The sequence below is a fragment of the Brevibacterium spongiae genome, from assembly GCF_026168515.1.
GTDB classification, from domain to species: Bacteria; Actinomycetota; Actinomycetes; order Actinomycetales; family Brevibacteriaceae; genus Brevibacterium; species Brevibacterium spongiae.
This window is the reverse complement of record NZ_CP093443.1, coordinates 2,731,828-2,753,886: the sequence shown is the minus strand read 5'-3', so window position 1 is coordinate 2,753,886 and position 22,059 is coordinate 2,731,828. Positions and strand designations below refer to the sequence as shown.

Annotated in this window: 25 protein-coding genes; 19 read left to right on the top strand and 6 right to left on the bottom strand. The window is 66.2% G+C overall.

The annotated features are described in order from the left end of the window. Positions 1-5 precede the first annotated feature (5 nt). The 6 genes from leuD (at position 6) to L1F31_RS12335 (ending at position 5,649) form a co-directional block, all read left to right on the top strand. Positions 6-605, top strand: a complete 600-nt coding sequence (leuD, locus tag L1F31_RS12360) for a 3-isopropylmalate dehydratase small subunit (RefSeq protein WP_265417582.1) — start codon at positions 6-8, stop codon at positions 603-605. Between the two features lie 205 nt (positions 606-810). Next, positions 811-2,127, top strand: coding sequence for a UDP-N-acetylglucosamine 1-carboxyvinyltransferase (gene murA / locus L1F31_RS12355; protein ID WP_265417581.1), 1,317 nt, complete (start codon positions 811-813; stop codon positions 2,125-2,127). Continuing rightward, positions 2,124-2,891, top strand: a complete 768-nt coding sequence (locus tag L1F31_RS12350; protein WP_265417580.1) for a lysophospholipid acyltransferase family protein — start codon at positions 2,124-2,126, stop codon at positions 2,889-2,891. The genes murA and L1F31_RS12350 overlap by 4 nt, the downstream gene beginning before the upstream one ends. Beyond that, entirely contained in the window at positions 2,888-3,901 is a 1,014-nt protein-coding gene (locus tag L1F31_RS12345; RefSeq protein WP_265417579.1) for an NAD(P)H-dependent glycerol-3-phosphate dehydrogenase, read from the top strand. Before L1F31_RS12350 ends, L1F31_RS12345 begins: the two co-directional genes overlap by 4 nt. 8 nt (positions 3,902-3,909) lie before the next feature. Further along, on the top strand, positions 3,910-4,443 hold the full coding sequence (locus tag L1F31_RS12340; protein WP_265417578.1) for a YbhB/YbcL family Raf kinase inhibitor-like protein: 534 nt from the start codon (positions 3,910-3,912) through the stop codon (positions 4,441-4,443). A 90-nt stretch (positions 4,444-4,533) separates the two neighbouring features. After that, complete coding sequence (locus tag L1F31_RS12335; RefSeq protein WP_265417577.1) at positions 4,534-5,649, top strand: D-alanine--D-alanine ligase family protein; 1,116 nt, start codon at positions 4,534-4,536, stop codon at positions 5,647-5,649. Between the two features lie 45 nt (positions 5,650-5,694). On the opposite strand, the gene L1F31_RS12330 is transcribed toward L1F31_RS12335, so the two are convergent. Next, on the bottom strand, positions 5,695-6,219 hold the full coding sequence (locus tag L1F31_RS12330) for a DUF3515 domain-containing protein (protein WP_265417576.1): 525 nt from the start codon (positions 6,217-6,219) through the stop codon (positions 5,695-5,697). A gap of 32 nt (positions 6,220-6,251) precedes the next feature. Here L1F31_RS12330 and thiL point away from each other — a divergent pair, with 32 nt between their 5' ends. From thiL to rsmD, 4 genes are read left to right on the top strand one after another with little or no spacing between them, the layout of a single operon-like run. Then, positions 6,252-7,277 carry a thiamine-phosphate kinase gene (gene thiL / locus L1F31_RS12325; protein WP_265417575.1) on the top strand — a complete coding sequence of 342 codons (1,026 nt, stop codon included), beginning with the start codon at positions 6,252-6,254 and terminating at the stop codon, positions 7,275-7,277. Between the two features lies 1 nt (position 7,278). Beyond that, positions 7,279-8,895, top strand: a complete 1,617-nt coding sequence (locus L1F31_RS12320) for a DAK2 domain-containing protein (RefSeq protein ID WP_265417574.1) — start codon at positions 7,279-7,281, stop codon at positions 8,893-8,895. Then, positions 8,892-11,039, top strand: a complete 2,148-nt coding sequence (locus L1F31_RS12315; protein ID WP_265417573.1) for an ATP-dependent DNA helicase RecG — start codon at positions 8,892-8,894, stop codon at positions 11,037-11,039. The genes L1F31_RS12320 and L1F31_RS12315 overlap by 4 nt, the downstream gene beginning before the upstream one ends. Before the next feature lie 10 nt (positions 11,040-11,049). Further along, a complete protein-coding gene (gene rsmD / locus L1F31_RS12310) occupies positions 11,050-11,628 on the top strand; it encodes a 16S rRNA (guanine(966)-N(2))-methyltransferase RsmD (RefSeq protein ID WP_265417572.1) in 579 nt (192 codons plus the stop codon). Positions 11,629-11,631: 3 nt separating this feature from the next. On the opposite strand, the gene ehuA is transcribed toward rsmD, so the two are convergent. From ehuA to ehuB, 4 genes are read right to left on the bottom strand one after another with little or no spacing between them, the layout of a single operon-like run. After that, on the bottom strand, positions 11,632-12,465 hold the full coding sequence (ehuA, locus tag L1F31_RS12305) for an ectoine/hydroxyectoine ABC transporter ATP-binding protein EhuA (RefSeq protein ID WP_283255773.1): 834 nt from the start codon (positions 12,463-12,465) through the stop codon (positions 11,632-11,634). Further along, on the bottom strand, positions 12,452-13,111 hold the full coding sequence (gene ehuD, locus L1F31_RS12300) for an ectoine/hydroxyectoine ABC transporter permease subunit EhuD (RefSeq protein ID WP_265417571.1): 660 nt from the start codon (positions 13,109-13,111) through the stop codon (positions 12,452-12,454). The genes ehuA and ehuD overlap by 14 nt, the downstream gene beginning before the upstream one ends. Beyond that, the gene (ehuC, locus tag L1F31_RS12295) at positions 13,108-13,914 is read right to left on the bottom strand and encodes an ectoine/hydroxyectoine ABC transporter permease subunit EhuC (protein ID WP_265417570.1); all 807 of its coding nucleotides are present in this window, start codon (positions 13,912-13,914) and stop codon (positions 13,108-13,110) included. The genes ehuD and ehuC overlap by 4 nt, the downstream gene beginning before the upstream one ends. A gap of 21 nt (positions 13,915-13,935) precedes the next feature. After that, a complete protein-coding gene (gene ehuB, locus L1F31_RS12290; RefSeq protein ID WP_265417569.1) occupies positions 13,936-14,811 on the bottom strand; it encodes an ectoine/hydroxyectoine ABC transporter substrate-binding protein EhuB in 876 nt (291 codons plus the stop codon). Between the two features lie 116 nt (positions 14,812-14,927). Between ehuB and L1F31_RS12285 the strand changes: the two genes are divergently transcribed. The 9 genes from L1F31_RS12285 to L1F31_RS12245 all read left to right on the top strand — a co-directional run bounded on the left by L1F31_RS12285 (position 14,928) and on the right by L1F31_RS12245 (position 21,319). Then, the gene (locus tag L1F31_RS12285) at positions 14,928-15,686 is read left to right on the top strand and encodes a GntR family transcriptional regulator (RefSeq protein ID WP_265417568.1); all 759 of its coding nucleotides are present in this window, start codon (positions 14,928-14,930) and stop codon (positions 15,684-15,686) included. Positions 15,687-15,787: 101 nt separating this feature from the next. Next, entirely contained in the window at positions 15,788-16,249 is a 462-nt protein-coding gene (locus L1F31_RS12280; RefSeq protein ID WP_265417567.1) for a hypothetical protein, read from the top strand. A gap of 24 nt (positions 16,250-16,273) precedes the next feature. After that, positions 16,274-16,798, top strand: coding sequence for a pantetheine-phosphate adenylyltransferase (gene coaD / locus L1F31_RS12275; RefSeq protein WP_265417566.1), 525 nt, complete (start codon positions 16,274-16,276; stop codon positions 16,796-16,798). A gap of 3 nt (positions 16,799-16,801) precedes the next feature. Beyond that, positions 16,802-17,992, top strand: coding sequence for an MFS transporter (locus tag L1F31_RS12270; protein ID WP_265417565.1), 1,191 nt, complete (start codon positions 16,802-16,804; stop codon positions 17,990-17,992). A gap of 167 nt (positions 17,993-18,159) precedes the next feature. Then, positions 18,160-18,723, top strand: a complete 564-nt coding sequence (locus L1F31_RS12265) for a YceD family protein (protein WP_265417564.1) — start codon at positions 18,160-18,162, stop codon at positions 18,721-18,723. A 2-nt stretch (positions 18,724-18,725) separates the two neighbouring features. Beyond that, positions 18,726-18,929 (top strand): 50S ribosomal protein L32, encoded by a 204-nt coding sequence (rpmF, locus tag L1F31_RS12260; protein ID WP_025777330.1) that lies wholly within the window; start codon positions 18,726-18,728, stop codon positions 18,927-18,929. 4 nt (positions 18,930-18,933) lie between these two features. Beyond that, positions 18,934-19,638: a ribonuclease III gene (gene rnc, locus L1F31_RS12255; protein WP_265417563.1), complete on the top strand. Its 705-nt coding sequence runs from the start codon at positions 18,934-18,936 to the stop codon at positions 19,636-19,638. Between the two features lie 49 nt (positions 19,639-19,687). Next, positions 19,688-20,632 (top strand): bifunctional DNA-formamidopyrimidine glycosylase/DNA-(apurinic or apyrimidinic site) lyase, encoded by a 945-nt coding sequence (gene mutM, locus L1F31_RS12250; RefSeq protein WP_265417562.1) that lies wholly within the window; start codon positions 19,688-19,690, stop codon positions 20,630-20,632. A 291-nt stretch (positions 20,633-20,923) separates the two neighbouring features. After that, positions 20,924-21,319, top strand: coding sequence for a DoxX family protein (locus tag L1F31_RS12245; RefSeq protein WP_265417561.1), 396 nt, complete (start codon positions 20,924-20,926; stop codon positions 21,317-21,319). Positions 21,320-21,343: 24 nt separating this feature from the next. On the opposite strand, the gene L1F31_RS12240 is transcribed toward L1F31_RS12245, so the two are convergent. Continuing rightward, on the bottom strand, positions 21,344-21,883 hold the full coding sequence (locus tag L1F31_RS12240; RefSeq protein ID WP_265417560.1) for a hypothetical protein: 540 nt from the start codon (positions 21,881-21,883) through the stop codon (positions 21,344-21,346). Positions 21,884-22,059 lie beyond the last annotated feature (176 nt).

Below are 22,059 nucleotides of genomic sequence, written 5' to 3'. Positions count from 1 at the left end.
GAGCCATGGAAGCTTTCAGCACCCACACCGGCATCGGCGTCCCTCTGCGCCGATCTAACATCGACACCGACCAGATCATCCCGGCGAAGTTCCTCAAACGGGTCACCCGCACCGGCTTCGAGGATGCCCTGTTCTACCGGTGGCGGACCAACGACGACTTCGTCCTCAACGACCCCGACTACTCGGCCGGCTCCGTCCTCGTCGCCGGACCCGACTTCGGCACCGGCTCGTCGCGCGAACACGCCGTCTGGGCGCTCAAGGACTACGGCTTCCGCGTCGTCCTGTCCTCGCGCTTCGGCGACATCTTCCGCGGCAACTCCGGCAAGGAGGGCCTGCTGGCCGCTCAGCTCGAGCAGCACGACATCGAGCTGATCTGGAAGATCCTCGAAAACCAGCCGGGCACCTCCATCACCGTCGACCTGAACGAGAAGACCGTGACCTGTGACTCGGTCACCGTCCCGTTCCAGATCGACGACTACACGCGGTGGCGCCTGCTCGAAGGCCACGACGACATCAGCCTCACCCTGGCCAAAGAGGACGACATCGTCGCCTACGAATCCTCCCGGTTCGCATTCAAACCGACGACCCTGCCCGCAAAGGTCTGACCCTCGCCGAGGCGGTCGACCGCAGCCATCGGAGACTCGCCGAGGCGGTCGACCGTCATGGTCGGCCGTGAAGGTGGGGACCGCCTCGGCGAATCGGCGGTCGGCTTCCGCCTGCGATAGTCTAGGACCGTGCCCCGACCACCGTCCGGGCACCGTCTCCGGGTGTCGCTGTGCCCGGATCCGATCACCGGAATCAGGGAGGAACATGCTCGAAGTACGTGGGGGAAACCCGCTGGACGGCACCGTCAGAGTCCGCGGCGCCAAGAACCTGGTGCCCAAGGCGATGGTCGCCTCCCTGCTGGGAGAGACCCCATCCGTGCTCCGGGGCGTGCCGCAGATCCGGGACGTCGAGATCGTCACCGGACTCCTCGAACTCCACGGGGTGCGCGTGAGCTCCGCCCCCGACGGCGACCAGCCCGATGGTGAGCTCCACCTCGACCCCGCCGATGTCGCGCAGGGCTCGATCGTCGACATCGACGCCCACGCCGGCTCCTCCCGCATTCCGATCCTCTTCTGCGGACCCCTCCTGCACAGCCTCGGACAGGCCTTCATCCCCGACCTCGGCGGCTGCCACATCGGGGACCGGCCCATCAACTTCCACCTCGACGTGCTGCGCAAGTTCGGTGCCGAGGTCGACAAGACCCCCGGCGGCATCATGCTCAAGGCCACCAGCCGCCTGCAGGGCACGAAGGTGAAACTGCCCTACCCCTCGGTCGGAGCCACCGAACAGGTGCTGCTCACGGCAGTGCGCGCCGAAGGCGTGACCGAGCTGCGCGGCGCCGCGATCGAACCCGAGATCATGGACCTCATCGCGCTGCTGCAGAAGATGGGCGCGATCATCACCGTCGACACGGACCGGGTCGTGCGCATCGAAGGCGTCGACTCCCTGCGCGGCTTCATCCACCGCGCCCTGCCCGACCGCAACGAGACCGCCTCATGGGCGTCGGCGGCACTGGCGACCGGAGGAGACATCTTCGTCGCCGGCGCCAGCCAGCCCGAACTCATCACCTTCCTCAACATCTTCCGCAAGATCGGCGGAGAGTTCGATGTCCAGGAGACAGGCATCCGATTCCGCCATCCCGGCGGCAAACTGCGCTCCTTCGCCCTTGAGACCGACGTCCACCCCGGCTTCATGACCGACTGGCAGCAGCCTCTCGTCGTCGCCATGACCCAGGCCGAAGGACTGTCGATCATCCACGAGACCGTGTACGAGAACCGCTTCGGCTTCACCGACGCACTGCGCGCCATGGGCGCCCAGATCCAGCTCTACCGCGAATGCCTCGGCGGCACACCCTGCCGCTTCGGCCGCCGCAACTACAAGCACTCGGCAGTGATCTCCGGGCCCACCGGACTCAAGGGCACCCGGATCGACGTGCCGGATCTGCGCGGCGGCTTCAGCCACCTCATCGCAGCCCTGGCCGCCCAGGGCACGAGCGAGGTCCACGGCATCGAACTCATCAACCGCGGATACGAGAACTTCCTCGACAAGCTCACCGGCCTCGGCGCCGAGGTGTCCGCATGAGCGCGGTCACCGAATCGGATTCGGGCGATCACGACCTCGTCTCCTTCGACCCCGCCTCGGTGCGTGCGCAGAACCGCGCGGGCACCGTCGCCGCGACTGCCGCCTTCGGGCTCATGCGCACGGCCACGAAGATGAGCGTGCGCGGGACCGAGCACCTGCCGGCGAAGGGCACCGGGATCATCATCGCGGCCTACCATTCGAACCACCTCGACCCGATCCTCGTCGGGCTGGCGCTGAAGCGCAACGGTCGGATGCCGCACTTCCTCGCGAAGTCCTCACTGTTCTCCGGTGTGCTCGGCCGCATCCTCAAGACCATCGGCCAGATCCCCGTGCTGCGTGCCTCGGCCTCGGCCGGGGACTCGCTCGAATACGCGAAGGACGCCCTGGCCCACGGCCAGACCGTCGTCATCTACCCCGAGGGCACGCTGACGAAGGACCCGGAGCTGTGGCCCCAGCATTTCAAGACCGGCACCGCCCGGCTGGCCCTGGAGACCGGGGCCCCGATCATCCCCGTCGCCCACTGGGGGCTGGACACTGTGTTCCCGCGCGGGCAGAAGAAGCTGCGCTTCAGACCCTTCAGCCATGACTCGATCGTCGTCTTCGGCCCGCCCGTGGACTACTCGGACCTGTGGGATCACAGGACTGAGAAGGCGACGATGGGCAGACTGTCCCAACGGCTGAAGAATACGATCGCACGGATGGTCTCGGAGCTGTCCCGACGTGAGCTGCCGGGCCGATTCGAAGAGAAGGAGACGGGCGAATGAGTGTGGACAAGATCACGGTCCTCGGAGCCGGATCGTGGGGGACGACTTACGCCTCGGTCATCGCCGATGCCGGATTCCCCGTCACCCTGTGGGCCCGCCGGCCCGAGGTCGCCGAGGAGATCAACACCTCCCACACCAACGACCGCTACCTCGGTGACCGTGTCCTGCCCGAACGGCTGAGCGCAACCGCCGACGACATCGCGGCCGTCACCGACGCCGAGGTCATCGTCCTCGCCGTGCCCGCCCAGACCCTGCGGACCAACCTCTCCCGGTGGAAGCCGCACCTGCGCCCCGGAGTCATCCTCGTGAGCCTGATGAAGGGCATCGAGGTCGACACCGGCAAACGCATGTCCGAGGTCATCGCCGAGGTCGCCGAGGTGGAACCGAACCAGATCGCCGTCGTCTCCGGCCCGAACCTCGCCCGTGAGATCGCCGACCGGCAGCCGACCGCCACCGTCGTGGCCTCGGCCGATATCGCCACCGCCGAGGTGGTCGCGGAGATCAGCGCGAACGCGTACTTCCGCCCGTACACGAACACCGACGTCGTCGGCGTCGAGATCGGCGGTGCGATCAAGAACATCATCGCCCTGTCCGTCGGCATCGCCGACGGCCAGAAGCTCGGGGACAACTCGAAGGCCTCGATCATCACCCGCGGCCTCGCCGAGACCTCCCGGCTGGCCGCAGCCATGGGCGCCGAGGCGCACACCCTGTCCGGTCTCGCCGGACTCGGCGACCTCGTCGCCACCTGCGCCTCACCCTTGTCGCGCAATCGCACCTTCGGGCGCCACCTCGGTGAGGGGATGAGCCTCGACGACGTCATCGCCCACACCTCGCAGACGGCCGAAGGCGTGAAGTCGGCGCCCGCGGTGCTGGCGCTGGGACGCAGGCACGGGGTCGACCTGCCCATCACCGAGGCGGTGTGCGCGGTGCTCGCGGACAGACTGCGGGTTGACGAACTCGCCGGTTTGCTGTTGTCTCGGAAACGTAAGCACGAAGGACCCCCGGCCTAAGGAGCACAATGAGCGCCAACTCACCGTTCTACAACCTTCCCGAACTCCCGACCTTCACGCTGACCAGCACCGACATCGAAGACGGTGGGGTGCTCACCGGTCCGCAGCTCTCCGGCGCCATGGGCGTGGACGGCGGCGAGGACGTCTCCCCGCAGCTGTCCTGGTCCGGTTTCCCCGAGGAGACCAAGGCCTTCGCCGTGACCTGCTTCGACCCCGATGCCCCGACCGGATCGGGTTTCTGGCACTGGGTCGTCACCGACCTCGACGCCTCGGTCACCAGCCTCGACGCCAATGCCGGCGACCCGAGCGCGAACCTGCTGCCTGCGGGTGCTGTGACCCTGCGCAACGACGCCGGGGAGCCCCGCTTCGTCGGTGCCGCACCACCGGAGGGACACGGCCCGCACCGCTACTTCTTCATCGTCACCGCCTTGGCCGAACCGCTGGGCATCGACGACTCCGCCTCGCCCGCCTTCGCCGGTTTCAATATGTTCTTCAAGGGCATCGCACGGGCGTGGCTGGAATGCACGTTCGAGCTCAAGTGAGCTAGAGTCTTTCAGTCCGCGCACGCCCCACGTCGTGCGCACCCCGTGTTCGATCCCCGTGCGCGGGAGCTCCGCACAGCAAGGAACCTCATGGCAGACAACGATCACCGGCCCCTCGTCGCAGTTCTCTTCGGCGGCCGTTCGAGCGAACATTCCGTCAGCTGCGTCACCGCGGCCGGAGTGATCGGTGCCATCGACACGGAAGCCTTCGACGTCCTGCCGATCGGCATCACGAAGACCGGTGTGTGGCGGATCGTCGACGACTGGGCGAGCATGCGCTTCGACCCGCAGGCAATGCCCGAGGTCACCGACAACGGCACCGAGGTGATCCCGCCGCTCTCAGCCGACGGGGCTCCGCTGCTGGCCCGCGACGCGGAAGGACACTATTCCGAACTGGGCGCGGTCGACGTGTTCTTCCCGGTCCTGCACGGACGCTTCGGTGAGGACGGAACCCTGCAGGGCCTGTTCGAACTCAGCGACACCGCGTTCGTCGGCTCCGGAGTGTTCTCATCCGCGGCGAGCATGGACAAGCACTATACGAAGTCGCTCATGGCCCAGGCCGGGATCCCCACCTGCCCGTGGGAGCTCGTCACCGAGACGATGTGGGAGACCGACCGCAGTGACGTCGAGAGCCGTGTGGCCGGTCTCGGCCTGCCCGTGTTCGTCAAACCCGCCCGCGCGGGTTCGTCCATGGGCGTGAGCCGAGTCGCCGAGGCGGCCGACCTCGCAGCCGCTCTGACCGGCGCATTCGAACACGACTCCAAGGTCATCGTCGAACCCGAGGTCAGCGGCCGTGAGGTCGAATGCGCTGTGCTCGGTTCGCTCTATGACACGGAGCTGCGTGTCTCCTCACCGGGCGAGATCAGCGTCACCGGGGACCATTCCTTCTACGACTTCGACGCGAAGTACCTCGACCTCGCCGATGCCGAGGTGACCTGCCCTGCCGAGCTCGACGAGCAGGTGACGGCTCGCGTGCAGGAACTGGCCGCCTCGGTGTTCCGGCTCTTCGACTGCACCGGTCTGGCCCGCGTCGACACCTTCGTCACGGACACCGGCGAGGTCGTCATCAACGAACTCAACACGCTGCCCGGATTCACCCCCACCTCGGCGTACCCCTATATGTGGGCGCAGTCAGGTGTCGAATACTCCGAGCTCATCAGCGAACTCATCTCCATCGCCCTGGTCGATCACGCCCGCGGGAAGTGAGCGCGGGCAGCGGCGGCGCGCAGCGGTGACGTCGGCGGGTGAGCTCTAGCCGGCGATGTCCTCGGCGCCGACGCATTCGGCCTCGGGCGGGAACTTCGACAGGGTCGGCGAGATCGCAGCGAGCACATCATTGCCGGACTGCGCCTTGCGGTTGACGAGGACTTCGACGGCAGGTGTGCGCCCGTAGCTTGTGAACTTCCACGTCGAATCGTCGTCTTCTGCCGGCTTCGAGATCCAATCGACCCCGCTCACGCTCACACACTGATCAGTCGTGGGACCGGGCGGTGTGACTCCGCAGCGCAGCACTGCGACATTGGGATCTCCCCACGCCTTCGTCCCCTGCGAGGAGGTCGTGCGCGACTTCTCACCGGCGATCTCATCGGGCAGGGTGAGCAGGATATCGGCACATTTCGGATTCGCAGCGTCCTTGGCCGGTTCGACTATGACGGTTCGCGAGCACCCGGTCAATGCGACCCCGGCGAGCACAGTGGCCACAGCGACGACGGTGAGAGAACGACGACGGTGCGCAGGCCGGGCATTACGGCGCGTCGAAGCAGGGCGAGATCTCATAGGACTACCGTATCTCCCGATAACCTGGAGCCATGACCCGACTGTCCGAACTTGGCGAATCACACATCATCTCCCGCGTGCTCACCGGCAACCCCACCAGCGGGAACGTGATCGTCGGGCCCGGAGACGATGCTGCAGTGACCGCCCCGAACGGTCGGCTCGTCTCCACAGCGGACATGCTCGTGGAGAACGAGGACTTCACCCGCGACTGGTTGGACTGGGAACTGCTCGGCCGCAAGGCCGCGGCCCAGAACCTCGCCGATGTGTGCGCCATGGGCGCCCTCCCGCACGGGCTGCTCGTGTCCCTGGCAGTGCCCGCTGACACCGACATCGCGTCCGTCGAGGCCCTGTACTCCGGGCTGATCGCCGAGGCGGAGCGTGCAGGGGACGAGCTCGAGTGCACTGTGCCGATCATCGGCGGCGACCTGTCATCGGCGGGACTCATCGTCGTCGCGATCACCGCGCTCGGGACCGTGGGGGAGACGTCCGCGATCCTCCGCTCCGGGGCTCAGCCGGGCGACTCGCTCTACCTGGCAGGAACGGTGGGGCGGGCCGCCGCGGGACTCGACCTGCTCTTCGCCGGGCTCCGGCCGGGCACGGCACCACCCGAACTCTCGGCCCTCATCACCACCCAACTGGCCCCACGACCGGACTACGGCGCACTGCTCACACTGGGGGCCGCCTCGGCGATGATCGATGTCTCCGACGGACTGAGCACGGATCTGGCCCGCATCGCCGCCGCCTCCGGGGTCGGCATCGACCTCGACAGAGCCCTGCTGCAGGAGCTCATCGACCCCCTGCTGCCTGCCGCCGAGTACGTCATCGCCGCGCGGGCAGACGGTGCGGAAGTGGCGCCTGGCCCCACTGTGACAGCAGACGAACTGGCCCAGTCCTGGGTGCTCGACGGGGGAGAGGACCACGGCTTCGCCGCGTCGGCGCTGTCGAGTCAGTGCCCTGGAGTAGGCTGGCGGAGAATCGGAGAGATCCGCACCGGAGACGACGTCAGCCTCGACGGCACACCCGTGCCGACGAGCGGTTTCAGCCATTTCGGGAAGTGACATGAGCAACGCCATCAGCCTCAACGGTCGCCTGGCCGCCCGCTGGGCCCGTCGTGCTGTCGATCGGCTGCGCAAGGAGCGCAACGAGATCGACGAACTCAACGTCTTCCCCGTCCCCGACGGCGACACCGGCACGAACATGTACCACACGCTGCGCTCGGCCTACCTCGCCGTCGAGGAGCTCACCGGACCCGTCACCCTCCCGCACGTCGTCGCAGCATTGGCCGCCGGTGCCGGGCGAGGAGCGCGCGGCAACTCCGGGCTCATCCTCGCCGTCGCACTCCAAGGTGTGGCCGATGCTCTGGCCGAGGTCACGGTCGCCACCGCCGACGCGATGGCCGCCGCGCTGGAGACCGCCTCCGACCGGGCCCGGGCCGCCGTCGCCCGCCCCGTCGACGGCACGATGCTCACCGTGCTCGACGCCATGGCCACCGAAGCCCGCGAGCATGCCGATGCCGGAGCCGACCTCGTCACCGTCATCGCGGCCGTGCGGGAACGCTCGCGCTCGGCTCTGCGCGAGACCACCGGTCAGCTCACCGTGCTGCGCGAAGCCGAAGTCGTCGACGCCGGCTCGACCGGAATCGTCGAACTCTTCGACCTCCTCTACGCGACAGTGTCCGGCCGCACCCCACAGGATTCGATGCTCACCGAGGTGGCCCGCGCCCCGAAGATCATCCACGAGGCCACGGCCGAGGAGCTCGAGATCGTCGCGATCCTCGCAAGCGAGCCACCGGCCGATCTCGCGGACGAACTCGACCGCCTCGGCGGGAGCTCGATCGTCGTCAACGCACTCAAGGTCCACGTCCACGTCGCCGACGAAACGACCGCCGCCACCGTCATCGACCACCTCGGCGGGTACGGGATCGCCCGCCTGGACATGGAGGATCTGCGGCTGCACGAGGAAGAAGGCGAGACGAAGCTCATCGCCCTCGTCCAGGGCACTGGGCTGCTCATGCACACAGCCCTCAACGGGGCCACGGCGCTGACTCCGGCCGTCGGCGAGCTGCGGGAGTCGATGGCGGAGATCATCGCCGTCGAGGAGCGGCCGGTCATCGTCATCCCCAGCTCCACCTCGGCGCTCAAAGCACTGACAGGACTCAGCGCGCAGATCGTGCGCTCACGCAATGTCGCCACCCTGCTCTCGGCTCTGGCCGTCTACGATCCCTTCGCCCCGGCCGAGGAGATCTTCGCCGATATGACCGAGGCTGCGGCCGGGACCCGGGTCGGCACGATCCTCTCGGCCGAACAGCTCGCCGCGAACCCGCCGACCGGGGTGCTGCCGGTCGTCGCCGAGGCGACCGACGGTCCTGCCGGGCGGCCGGGGGACGACCATGCCGAGCGTTCCGTCGCGGCTGCCCACCCGGCACAGTTCTACCGGGTGTTCATCGAGGGCAAGGCGAAGACGCAGAGCACGGAGCTGTCCACCCTGGCCGTCAAACTCGCCGACCGTCTGCTCGGCGCCGGGGGAGAGCTGCTCACCGTCGTCCACGGCCCCGACTGCGCCCCCGAGGTGCTCGACCACCTGCGGGACTGGATCCAGAAATCCCACGACAACGTCCACTTCCAGGACATCGACGCCAGGGACTCCGGGGTGCTCGTGATCATGGGGGTCGAATGACGACCCGGCTCGAGGACAACTTCCGGCCGAGCGATCGGAAGAACCTCGCCACGCGCGGGGTGCACTCTGTGACCGATCTGTTCCGGTTCTTCCCCCGGCGCTACCTCGTGCCGGGGGAGCGGACCGAACTCGGTGCGCTGCCGCTGGGGGAGACCGCGATCATCCAGGCCGAGGTGATCACGGTGAGCACCCGGCGGATGAAGCAGCGCCGCGGCACCATCACCGAGGTCGTCGTCCACGACGGCCGGCAGTCGATGAAGATCGCCTTCTTCAACCAGCCCTGGCTGGAGAAGGCTCTGAGCCCCGGGCTGACCGTCGTCTTCGGAGGCAAGGTCGAATCGTACCGGGGGCAGCTGACGCTGGCTTCTCCGGTGTGGCTCAACCGCACCGAGGATGATCACGATTGGACGCCCGATGACCTCGACTCCCCGTTCCCCATCTACCCGGCGGTGAAGAAGATCGCGCAGTCGCGGCTGTGGAGTGCGATCAAGACGCTGCTCAGCGTGGCCGGACCCGAAGAGTTCGCCGACCCGCTGCCGAAGGGCCTGCGGGACAAGCACGACCTGCCCGATCTGCGCACCGCACTCGAGGACATGCACAAGCCGCGGAGGATCGAGGACGTCGAACGCGCCCGCCTGCGCTGGAAGTGGGAAGAGGCCCTGGCCCTGCAGACCGAGTTCGCCTCCCGGAAGGCCTCCTTCGCCGCCGTTCAGGCGACACCGCTGCTCACCCGGGGTCCGAAGAGCCGCCGCTTCGACGAGTCCATGCCCTTCACTCTCACCCCCTCCCAGGTGAGGGTCGGCGAGGAGATCGCAGAGGACATGGGCCGCGACCAGCCGATGCACCGCCTCCTGCACGGCGATGTCGGCTCCGGCAAGACCCTCGTGGCGCTGCGGGCCATGCTCACCGCCGTCGATTCCGGCGCTCAGGCCGCCATGCTCGCCCCCACCGAGGTGCTCGCGACTCAGCATTTCCACTCCATCCAGAGCCTCCTCGGCGAGCAGATGGCACTGTCACCGCTGCTGTCCGAGGACGATCAGGTGACGGTGGCGCTCATGACCGGGTCGATGGCGGCCCGCGAACGGCGCGAACTCGCCCTCGACCTGGCCACCGGAACCATCGACATCGTCGTCGGCACGCATGCGCTGCTGTCGGAATCGACGATGTTCGAGAGCCTCGGACTCATCGTCGTCGACGAACAGCACCGCTTCGGCGTCGAACAGCGTGAGGCGATGCGTGCGAAGGGCGGAGTGACCACCCCGCACACGCTCGTGATGTCGGCGACCCCGATTCCGCGCACCGTCGCGATGACCGTCTTCGCCGACCTCGACGTCTCGACGCTGACCGAGATGCCCGCCGGGCCGAAGGACATCGCCACTCACGTCGTGCCGATCGTCGACCAACCGAACTGGTTCGCCCGGGCCCGGGCACTCATGCGGGAGACCATCGAGGCGGGACGCGGGGTCTTCGTCGTCTTCCCCCGCATCGAACCCACCGATATCGAGGACCCGGAGACCGGCGCCGTGATCGGGCAGAAGCAGGGAATCGAAGACCTCAGCCGCAAGCTCGAGGACACCCCCGAGCTGAAGGGGGCGAGGTTCGGTCTGCTGCACGGGCGGATGTCGACGGGCGAGAAGGACAGGGTGCTCAAGGACTTCCGCGACGGCGACATCGACATCCTCGTGTCCACGACGGTCATCGAGGTCGGCGTCGACGTGCCACGGGCGACGATGATGGTCATCGCCGAGGCCGAGAACTTCGGAGTCGCTCAGCTCCACCAGCTGCGCGGACGCGTCGGACGTGACGGCAGTGCGGCCATGTGCTTCATGCTCACCGAACTGAGTGAGACGGATGAGAGCTACGCACGCCTGCAGGCGGTGGCCGAGACCCTCGACGGTTTCGCCCTGGCCGAGTACGATCTGGACTCCCGCGGTGAAGGCGATGTCCTCAGCGCCTCCCAGTGGGGCGGTTCATCGCTGCGGCACCTGTCGATCCTCCGCGACTCCGAGATCGTGGCCGAGGCGAAGACGGTCGCCGAGCAGATCGTCGAGGTCGACCCCACACTCGAGGCGGTGCCGGCGCTGAAGGCCTTCATCCGTCGTGTTCTGCCCGAAGACGACGCACACTTCATCGAAGCAGGCTGAGGAGGCAGGTATGAGAATCATCGCCGGAGCGCACAAGGGCGCCAGGCTGTCCTCCCCGTCGGGGGCGAACACCCGTCCCACGGCCGACCGGGTCAAGGAATCCCTGTTCTCCATGCTCGACGGGTACGGAGTGCTGCAGGCAGCGAACGTCCTCGACCTCTTCGCCGGCTCCGGTGGGCTCGGCTTCGAAGCGATGTCGAGGGGTGCCGCGCAGGTCGACTTCGTCGATTCGTCGCTGGCGTCGCTGCGCACCCTGCAGGCCAATGCGGACAAGCTCGGCCTCGACCATTCCGCGAAGGTCCATGCCGGTGACGTGCTCCACTTTCTGGCGGGACTGCCGGGACCGGATGACCCCGAGGCACGGACCTTCGACCTCGTGTTCATGGACCCGCCGTACCCGCTCGGCGAGGACGCGGTCACGCAGATCCTCGGACGTCTGGCCGCCCACCTGGACATGGAGTCGATCGTCATCGTCGAACGTGCCGCGCGCTCACCGGAGCCTGCGATGCCCGACGGGCTGGAGGTATTCCGCTCGAAGACCTTCGGCGAGACCGCTGTGCACTTCGTCCAGCTGGTCGGGGAGGGTTGAGCCTCAGAGCACGCTGGAGAGGAACGAGCGGGTGCGTTCGTGCTGCGGGTTGTTGAAGATCTGATCCGGCGGACCCTCCTCGAGGACCTGACCGCCGTCGAACATCATCACCCGGTGTGAGACGTCGCGAGCGAACTGCATCTCGTGGGTGACCAGCAGCATCGTGATGTCCGTGGTCTCAGCGATATCGCGGAGCACGCCGAGCACGTCGCCGACGAGTTCCGGGTCGAGCGCCGAGGTCACCTCGTCGAGGAGGAGGATCTCCGGGCTCATCGCCAGCGCGCGGGCGATCGCCACACGCTGCTGCTGACCGCCGGAGAGCCGAGTCGGGTGCGCATCGGCCTTGTCCGAGAGCCCGACGCGTTCGAGCAGTTCCTTGGCTTCCCTGCTCGCCTCGTCCTTGGATTTGCCGAGCACATGCACAGGGGCTTCGATGATGTTCTCGAGCACCGTCATGTTCGGGAACAGGTTGAACTGCTGGAAGACCATGCCGATGCGTGTGGTCATCGCTCGTGTCCGCTTCTTCGGCATCTCGACGCGTTTGCCGTCGCGTTCTTCGAACGTCAGCGGCTTGCCGTCGATGAAGATATAGCCGTCGGTGAGGTCCTCGAGCGTCATCACCAGGCGCAGGATCGTCGTCTTGCCCGAACCGCTGGGTCCGATGAGGGTGACACGTTCGCCGGGCGCGACCGTGAAGTTGAGGTCCTTGAGCACGGTCGTGGGTCCGAAGCTCTTCTCCACGTCCTTGAACTCGATCGCCGGCGTGGCCGATGCAGAGGGTGCTGGCCCCGTCGCCGAGGCAGAGGGTGCGGTTGGGGTGTTCTCAGTAGCGGGCAAGGCGTCGATCCAATCTCTGAATGAGCAGTGAGGTCGGGTAGCTGGCGGCGAGGAAGATGATGCCGGCCAGGGTGAAGGCTTCCGTGTAGGCGAAGGTCGATCCGCCGAACTCCTTGGCGGCCGTGACGAGTTCGACGACGGAGATCGCGAACAGGAACGGAGTGTCCTTGAACATCGCGACCGCGTAGTTGCCCAACGACGGGATCGTCGCCCGCAGCGCCTGCGGCAGGACGATCGCGGTAAAGGTGCGCACCGGCGGCAGCGACAGCGCCGTGGCCGCCTCGAACTGTCCCGGCGGCACCGAGTCGATGCCGGCCCGGTAGCTTTCTGACATGTACGTCGAATAGTGGATGCCGATGACGATGAAGCCGACGACGAGAGCCGGCACATCGACGAGTCCCGGAATGTCCGAGAACGCGTAGTAGACGAACAGCAGCTGCACGACCAGCGGGGTGTTGCGGATGAACGCGACGATGAGGCGGACGAGCCAATTGATCCAGCGCGGCAGGCCGCGGATCGCCACGGCGAGGATGAGCCCGAGGATCGCGGCGATGATGGTGCCGACGACGGTGGCGATGAGTGTGTTGACGAAGCCGCGGAGCAGGATGGGGAGAGCATCAGCGGCGAATTCCCAATTCCAGTTCACAGCTGATCCCTCGTCCCTGCGCCGAATCCGCCATTGGTGCCGTTCGCAGCGGCGCCCTCTGACTTCAGGCGGTCCTTGCGCACGGCATCTGCACGGGCGGCCCGGCGGGCCTCACGGCGGTCGGTGCGCGAGTTCGGGCGTCTGCGGCCCAGTGCGGCGGTTGCTCTGCGTTCGAGGAAGTTCATGAACTCCTGGAGCAGCCAGGCGAGAACGAAGTAGATGAGGAGACCGATCGCGTAGGCGAACATCGTGTCACCGGTCGACTGACGCAGCTGCTCGGTCTTGTCGGTGAGGTCGGAGAGCGTGATGAAGGAGACGACCGCTGTGCCCTTGAGGAGCTGGATGAGCAGGGTCGCGATCGACGGGATCATGAGCGCCCACGCCTGCGGGAAGATCACGCGGATCATCCGGCGGGTGGGGGAGAGGCTGAGCGCGATCGCGGCCTCCCACTGACCCGGGGCGACAGTTTTGATCGAGGAGCGGACCACCTCGGCGGAATAGGCTCCGTAGTTGAGTGCCAGGGCACCGATGCCGCAGGCCATGGGATCGAGATCGGCGCCGAGGAGCGGAAGCACGTAGAACAGCCAGAACAGCTGCACGAGCAGAGAAGTGCCGCGGAAGAATTCGACGATGATCCGGGCAGGGATGCGCAGCCACGCGCTCGGCGAGGTCATCGTCAGCCCGAGGACGAGCGCGATGAGCACGGCCCCGATGCTGCCGAGGACGGTGAGGATGATGGTTGTCTGAACTCCCTCCCACAGCTGTGGGAGGAAGTTCAGCAACGTTGAGAAGTTGTCGTTCATGGTGCTGGGGGACGTGCCGACTCAGGAGTCAGCGGTGGGAAGTTCGCCCTTGCACAGCTGATCGGTTGTGATCGAGCCGTCTGGACGCTCTTCCTTCGTGAATCCGTAGTCACCGACGGCGTCGAGGTAGGACTTCTCATCGGAGACGATCTTCTCCAGGCCCTTGTTCCATTCGTCGCGCAGTTCCTTGTCATCGGTGCGGAAGACTGTGGCACCGGCACCGACCTGTGGGACGCCGTCGATCTCCTGGACGAAGGAATCGCTGACCTCGACACCGGCATCGGCGTTGTTCTTCGCCATCCAGTTCAGTGAGATGGCGGTGAGGGCGAAGACGTCGGCGCGACCGGTCGTCACGGCATCCATGCCGTCCTGCGGGGTGCCGACCTGCTGGGTCTTGATGCCGAGGTCCTTGGCGTAGTCGGACTCGATGGCGCCGGTCATGGTGGCGAGTTTGACGCCCTTCTTCTTGACGTCTTCGAGGTTCTTCATCCCGTCCTGCTTGCCCTCCTTCGTCATCAGGGCAGTGGTGTACATGAACTCGGGATCGCCGAAGGACGCCTGTTCGCAGCGATCGGGCAGGATCGACATGCCGGCCGAGATCGCGTCGAAGCGATCGGCGTTGAGGCCGGGGATGAGTGAACCGAATTCGGTGTTGACACCTTCGACGTCCTCGACGCCGAGCTCCTTGAACACGGCCTTCGCCAGAGAGACTGATGCTCCCTGGAGCTCTCCGCCCTCTTCGAAGCTGTACGGGGCTTCGCCGGCGAAGCCGATGGTGATCTTTCCGTCGTCGATGGCCTTCTGCAGAGTCGACTTCTCTTCGCCTCCGCCGCAGGCGCCGAGAGAGAGCGTCAGCGCGAGGATCGATGTCGCGGCGGCCAGTCCTTTGAGTTTCATGTGCTGTTCCTTCCTTGAACGTCGACACATCATCGTGACGTGCGTCTCTTGGACAGTATTCAATACCGATGTTGTCGGAATGTCACACTGTCTGACAACGTTATATGATCGTAATCGTGACGAATCCTCCGACTTCCGAGCTGCCGGTGCTGCGCAAGGTGATCCGATCCTCGACGATCGACCTCATCGCCGACCAGCTGCGCAACGCCATATACAGCGGCTCGCTGGAGCCCGGACAGTCGATCAACGAGGTGCGCACGGCCGAGCTCCTCGTCGTTTCCCGGCCCTCCCTGCGCGAGGCTCTGCAGCGCCTCATCAGCGAAGGCGTGATGACCCACGCGCCGGGTCGCGGGGTGCATGTGAGACGGATGCGCGTGGCCGATATCGACGACGTCTACGCCGTCCGTGAGGCCATCGAGTCCCAGGCGGTCAAGCTCGTCATCCGCGGTGGGCGTCCGACGTCGCGGATCACTCGCGCGCTCAGAGAGCTGGAGCACGCGATCGAGGAGAACGTCGCGCGGACGATCGGCGATGCCGACCTGTCGTTCCACCACGCGCTCGTGGCATGCTCGGGATCGGACCGACTGACCGACCTGATGAAGGTCTCGATGGTGCACACGCGTCTGCTGTCCCTGTCCGATAAGCGCGGGTATGAAGTCCGCTGCGATGTCCTCGACAGCCACCGGGAGCTCGCCGAGGCGGTCACCGCCGGTGACGAGCCCCGATCCCTCGCCGTCGTCGCCCGGATCATGGCCGAGGCGACGTCACGACTGCACGGTCCCGACGCCGAAGGCCAGGCCGTGGTGGTCAGAGGACAGGACGAGGACGCACCCGCCGACGACCAGTGGCTGCGACTGCGGGAGAACATGCCGTAGTGAACGTGCGGGAGCCCTGGCTGCGGCGAAATAGGGCACGGCCACCCGTGCAGTAACGTGGAAGCAAGGGTCATTGCGTCGTCCCGGATGGAGGTGCCATCGTGTCCGAGCAATCGAGCTCGAGCTTCTGGTCCTTCGCCAAGGAATCCTGGCTGGTCACTGTCGCCGGGATTGTGATCGGGTTCTTGGCCTCTTGCATGGTCATGGCCGCCTGGGGAGTCATCGTTGCCTGGTTCGGGTTCATCTACCTCATCGCTTTCACCCTGGCACTGCTCGTTCTGTTGGTTGTGCCGATGAAGAGCTTCGGCGAGCTGTGGGGGATGCGGCGGTTCTGGTGGTTCGTGGCTGCGAGCGTGATCGCGGTGGTGCTTACTCTGATCTATTCGGCGGTGAACGGTGCGCTGTTCAGCGGAACTCCGACCCGTGTGGTCATCGAAATCCAGTTCTTCCACTCGGCGATCTTCTTCGTAGTCTCTGTTCTCGTCGCGGCCGTCCACCGGTCGCTGCAGGCGCGGAAGGCCGCGCACACAGACCGCTCACGCCACGAACCCTCATCCTCGTGAGACCGTCCGGGATACGATGAGTCCATGAAGGTCGTCTGCCCCGGTTCCTATGACCCGATCACCATGGGTCATCTCGATATCATCGCCCGCAGCTCCCGGATGTTCGAGGAGGTGGTTGTGGCCGTCGTGCACAATCCTTCGAAGTCCGGTCGCTTCGATCCGGAGATCCGTGCGGACCTCATCCGCCGGTCCCTGGCCGACGACGAACGCACCCGGAATGCGGAGAACGTGAGCATCGACCTCGTCTCCGGGGGCCTCCTCGTCGACTACTGCTCCAGAATCGGCGCACCCGCCGTGGTCAAGGGACTGCGCTCAGGCACTGACTTCGCCTACGAACTGCCGATGGCGCTGATGAACAAGCACCTGACGGAGCTCGAAACGATCTTCGTCCCCGGCGATCCGAAGTTCGAACACGTCTCCTCCTCCCTCATCAAGGAAGTCCACGGAGGCGGCGGGGACATCGAAGGCCTCGTCCCCACCTCGGTGCTGGCGGCTCTGCGCGGCGATGGCGCCGGCGACAACGGTGCCACCGGCGACGGCGCTCGCTGAGGGATGAGCGCAGCCGCATCACCAGCCAACCGGGCCTGGTTCCCGGGCCTCGTCCTCCACACCGTCATCGCCCACGCGACCTACAACGGTGTGCGCGTCCTCATCTCCTACCGGACCCTCGAACTCGGCGGATCGGGAGTCGTCCTCGGTCTGATGACCGCCGTGTACTCCCTCGTCCCACTGCTCACCGCACTCTTCATCGGCCGCCTCGTCGACCGGGGCTACGCCACAGCGGTGCTGTGGGTCGGCACCGTCCTGTCGATCCTGCCCGTCGCGCTCGCGGCCGCAGCCCCCAACCTCGGCGTGCTCCTCATCGCCACGATGAGCCTGGGCTTCGGCCAGCTGCTCACCACTGTCGCCTCCCAGGCGCTCATCCCGCAGAGCTTCAAGGCCTCGCAGCTGACCGCGAAATTCGGGCATCTCACGCTCGGGGTCTCGATCGGTCAGACCATCGGTCTGCCCCTGGCCGGCATGGTCGCCGACGCCACCTCGGGGCAGGCGCACATCACGAACGCCCTGTGGTTCATGACCGCACTGTCCGCGCTCACCCTCATCGCGGCCGTCATCGTGATGCTCCGCGGACGCACCCCGCACGTCTCCCGCGCCGAGGCGGCCGAAGGCGCCATCGCCCCGTGGACGCTGCTGTCGCTGCGGGGAATGAAGCCGGCGATCTTCGCGTCCATGGCCACTCTCGCAGCCGTCGACCTCATGACCGCGTACCTGCCGCTCATCGGGCAGCAGAACGGTCTGTCGGTGACGATGGTGACCTGGCTGCTGGCGGCGCGCACGCTGGCCTCGGTGATCTCCCGCCTCTTCATCGGGTCCCTGACCCGGAAGTGGAAGAACCTCTCTCTGCTGTGGACCGCCTCGGCGGCCGCCGGAGTGTGCGTCGCCCTCATCCCCGTGCTCAGCCAACCGTGGACGCTGGCGGTCCTGCTCACCATCGCGGGCTTCTGTTTCGGGCTGACCCAACCGCTGACGATGACCTGGGTGTCGACGCTCTCGGACCCGGCGAACCGGGCCGCGGTGCTCTCGATCCGCCTGGCCGGCAACCGACTCAGCCAGGTCGCGATCCCCTCAGCCGCCTCGGCGCTGACCGTCATCGCCGGTTCCGGGATCGTCTTCACCATCTCCGGGGCGCTCCTCCTCCTGGCCGGCGGCGTCACCTGGCGCAATCAGCACGAGCGATGGTGAAGGGCGGGAGGACACCCCGCTCTGCGTCGAACACTCGGCGTCGTCCGGGACGGCGGGGATCGGGGAACCGGGCGGCCGCCTCGGCGAGGGTGAGCAGGAACACCCGGCGAGCATCACGGACCCGATTGGTAATGACCGACCAAGATGATTAGAATGGTGAGTCGCGTGTGAACGCAGGAGCGACATCCTCAAACGCACCAGGAGGACGGGGCATGAAGAACAGATCTGAATTCGTCTATGATCTCAGATCCATGGGACTGCTCGGTCATCCGGGTGAGTGGGAACGGGTGAACACCACCTTGTCTGCTCCAGCGGATCTCAAGATCGAAGTGATCGGGGTTGCGGAAGGTTCACCACTGACGCTCGAGCTGATGTTCGAGAGTGTGTCGGAGGGAATCTACGTGTCGGGCACAGTCTCGGCTACGGCCCGCGGCGAAGACGCAAGGACACTCGAGCCCATCGAGCTGCCGATAGATGTCGACATCCAGGAGATGTACGTCTATGAGCAGGCCGAAGGCGACGAGGACTCCTACGTCATCGACCGGGATCAGCTCGACCTCGAGCCCGCGATCAGAGACGCCGTCGTAATGGCTCTGCCGTTCAATCCCTCACGGGATGAGAGCGACGAGTTCAGCTACACCCTGGGGGAGGACCTCGAGGTGGACGCGGACGAATCCGAATCGCCGTTCGCATCATTGAAGAATCTGTTGGAAGAGAAGAAAGAGAGCTAGACGTGGCTGTTCCGAAGCGTAAATTGTCGCGCAGCAACACCCGCCACCGTCGTTCGCAGTGGAAGGCCAAGGCTCCGAACTTGGTCAAGACTGTGGAGAACGGTCGCGTTGTGTACTCGCGTCCCCACCAGGCCAAGGTCGTCGAAGACGCAGCCGGCACCCCGCTGTACCTCGAGTACAAGGGCCGCAAGGTCGCTGACGTCTGAGACTGTGGACACTGACACCACAGCAGCACTGAAGAAGAGTCTCGGGATCGATATTGATCCCGAGACTTTTCGTCTCGCGCTCACACATCGTTCCTTCGCCTTCGAAGCCGGTGGCATCCCCACCAACGAGCGCCTCGAGTTCCTCGGCGACTCCGTGCTCGGTCTCGTGGCCACCGAGTCGCTGTTCTACGACAACCCGGACCTGCCCGAGGGGCAGCTGGCGAAGATGCGCTCGGCCGTGGTCAACACGCGCGCCCTGGCATCGATCGCCCGCCGACACGGGATCGGCGAACACATCCTGCTCGGTAAGGGTGAGGAGCTGACCGGAGGTCGGAACAAGGACTCGATCCTCGCCGACACCGTCGAAGCGCTCATCGGCGCCACCTTCGTCTCCCGCGGACGCGAGGTCGCCTTCGCCTTCGTCCACCGCCTCATCGACGGCATGCTCGACGACGCGGTCAACCTCGGTGCCGGCATGGACTTCAAAACCACCCTGCAGGAAGCCGCAGCCGACCTCGGCCTCGGTGCCGTGAGCTACGAGATCACCTCGGCTGGTCCCGACCATGCGATGGTCTTCACTGCCACCGCTCTGCTCGGTGAGAACAGCTGGGGCTCGGGCGACGGATCCTCGAAGAAGGCCGCCGAAGCCGCCGCCGCGGAGGTCGCCGTGAAAGCCATCCGCACCGTCTACCCGGACTACCAGCGCTGAGCTTCCCCGTGCTGCTGGGTTCTGCGCTTTCGGACGGGGCGATGTCCTGATGCCTGAGCTTCCCGAGGTCGAAAGCGTCCGCCGCGGCGTCGACGAATGGACGGCCGGAACGATCATCACCGGCGCCGAGGTGGCCGACCCCCGAATCCTGGGCACGACGTCCCAGCGGCGCATCGATCCCTCCGCGGTGGACGGGTTCCTCACCGCTGTCAGCGGGCAGCGGATCGTCCACGCCGAGCGGCGTGGGAAGTTCATGTGGCTGAGCCTGGGGGAGGGCGTCGGCTCTCCTGCCGGGCAGACTAGCGTGAATGCCGGGCGGGCTGGCGATCCGGCGCCCCAACCTGAACTCGGCATCCTCGTCCACCTCGGGATGAGCGGGCAGCTGCGCATCCACTCACCGGGCGAGGAAATCCACCGGCACACTCGTGCTGTCCTGCACCTCGACAGCGATCGGGAACTGCGCTTCGTCGATCAGCGGATCTTCGGCCATATCGGCGTCCAACCCCTGGTGCACGGGTACGGACGGCTCGTGCCCGCCTCGGCGATCCACATCGCACCGGACCCGCTCGAGCCCGCGTTCGACCCCGAACGGGTCGTCGGGGAGCTTGTGAAGAAGCGCACCGCGATCAAGGCCGCACTGCTCGACCAGACGCTCATCAGCGGAATCGGGAACATCTACGCAGATGAGGCCCTGTTCCGGGCGGGAGTCCACCCTCTGGCAACGCCTGCGCGGACGAGGAAGAGCCGCCTCGTTGCGGTCCTCGAATCCGCGACGAAGGTGATGAGCGACGCTCTGGCCGTGGGCGGAACGAGCTTCGACGCCCTCTACGTCAACGTCAACGGCGAATCCGGATACTTCGACCGCGCACTGCTCGTCTACGGCCGCGGCGGCCAGGAATGCGTGCGCTGCGGGACCGAGATCGCGAAGATCACCGTCGGCGGCCGCGGCACCCACTTCTGCCCCGTCTGCCAGAAGCCCCCGCGATACCGCTAGGGGCGGTGGCGCGCCGGTAGGTCGCCGACCCGCGACGCACTGCGGGGCCCCGCGAGCATCCCGCACCGCTGCTCGCAGTTCCTACCTGCAGCCTCACTTCCTACCATTGCCAGAGCATCCGTCACCGTCGGCTCCATTGCGCACCGGTCCACCGCGCCGAAGTGCCGCTGAGGGTGAGGGATGCTTCCGAGCGTGGCTGGTGGACAGCTCAAAACGGAGGGTAGACACTGGCTCTGTGAGTAGACTCGGCAATGAGACGCCAGCTCGGTGCTCATTCGGAGAGGAACGAACATGTTCGAGGTTCCGACGTTCATCGGTGCGATCGTGCTGCTGCTCGTCAGGGCACTGCTGACCGTGGCCTTCGTTCGCGAATTCTTGGTCAAAGCCAAGGACATTCCGCGGTTCGCCAAGGCGGATGGTCTCAACGTCCCGACCGCGTGGTTCGTCGCCGTCGCTGAACTCGCTGCGGCAGTGTCGTTCGCGACCGGAGTTCTCGCTCAGTGGGCAGGCATCGGCGTCATCGTGCTCATGCTCATCACCACGTGTCTGCACGTGTTCAAATGGCACTCGAAGTATTGGGCGTCAGCGGGAGGCCCCGAATACGACCTGCTCCTGCTGGTGCTGTCTGCGGTGATCGTCGCTTTCGGGACCGGACCGATCGCGGTTCCGACTCTGTTCGGGATGTGAAGCAGAAGTCCCGTACGCCGGTGGTCACCGACGGCGAGCAGAATGGGCTGAGTTCGTATTCAGGCTCAGTGTCTTCAGGAGACTCTGTTGCCGGGAGGAGTTTGCGAGATACGCTTTGTGGCCGTCGATGAGGGCCCTTTGCGCCTCGGTGTGGTCAGGCGGGGAGAGAATGTTCGCGGGGTTCGTCGGGGAGATCCAGAGAGCCTCGACCTCGATGATGCGGCCGTCTCGAAGCCTCGCAGCTGCCGCCAGACGCGGTCGCAAACCCGACGCGGGAATGAGGATGCGGTCGAGATCCCGCCACGCGATGCGACGAGCGCGGCCGGTGAAACCGCACCAGACGAACTCGTCGGGAGTGATTTCCAACCGGGCTCGTGAGCCCATGTGGAAGTTCACCCACGCGCCGATCAGCAGGATGACCGGGCCGAAGAGGAAAAAGAGGGCCACGGGATCGCCGACGATGGCAATGACGATCAGGGTGATGAACACGAGCCCTGCCATGACCACGAGCATCCAGCCGATGAATTTCGAGATGTTCCCCTCGCGTCTGATGACCGTGTTCATCGGTTCAGGCTCCGCCTTTCGCTCGAGTCAATTCGGACACCCTCCGCTGTCGCTGTCGTCACGATTCGACATCCTATCCGTTTCGGGGCGAATTCACCGACGGGGAGCTGCTTGTCGGAGCCGGAGCCGGGGCCGAAGCAGGGGCCAGAATTCGAGCGTTGTAGACCGGAGTATCG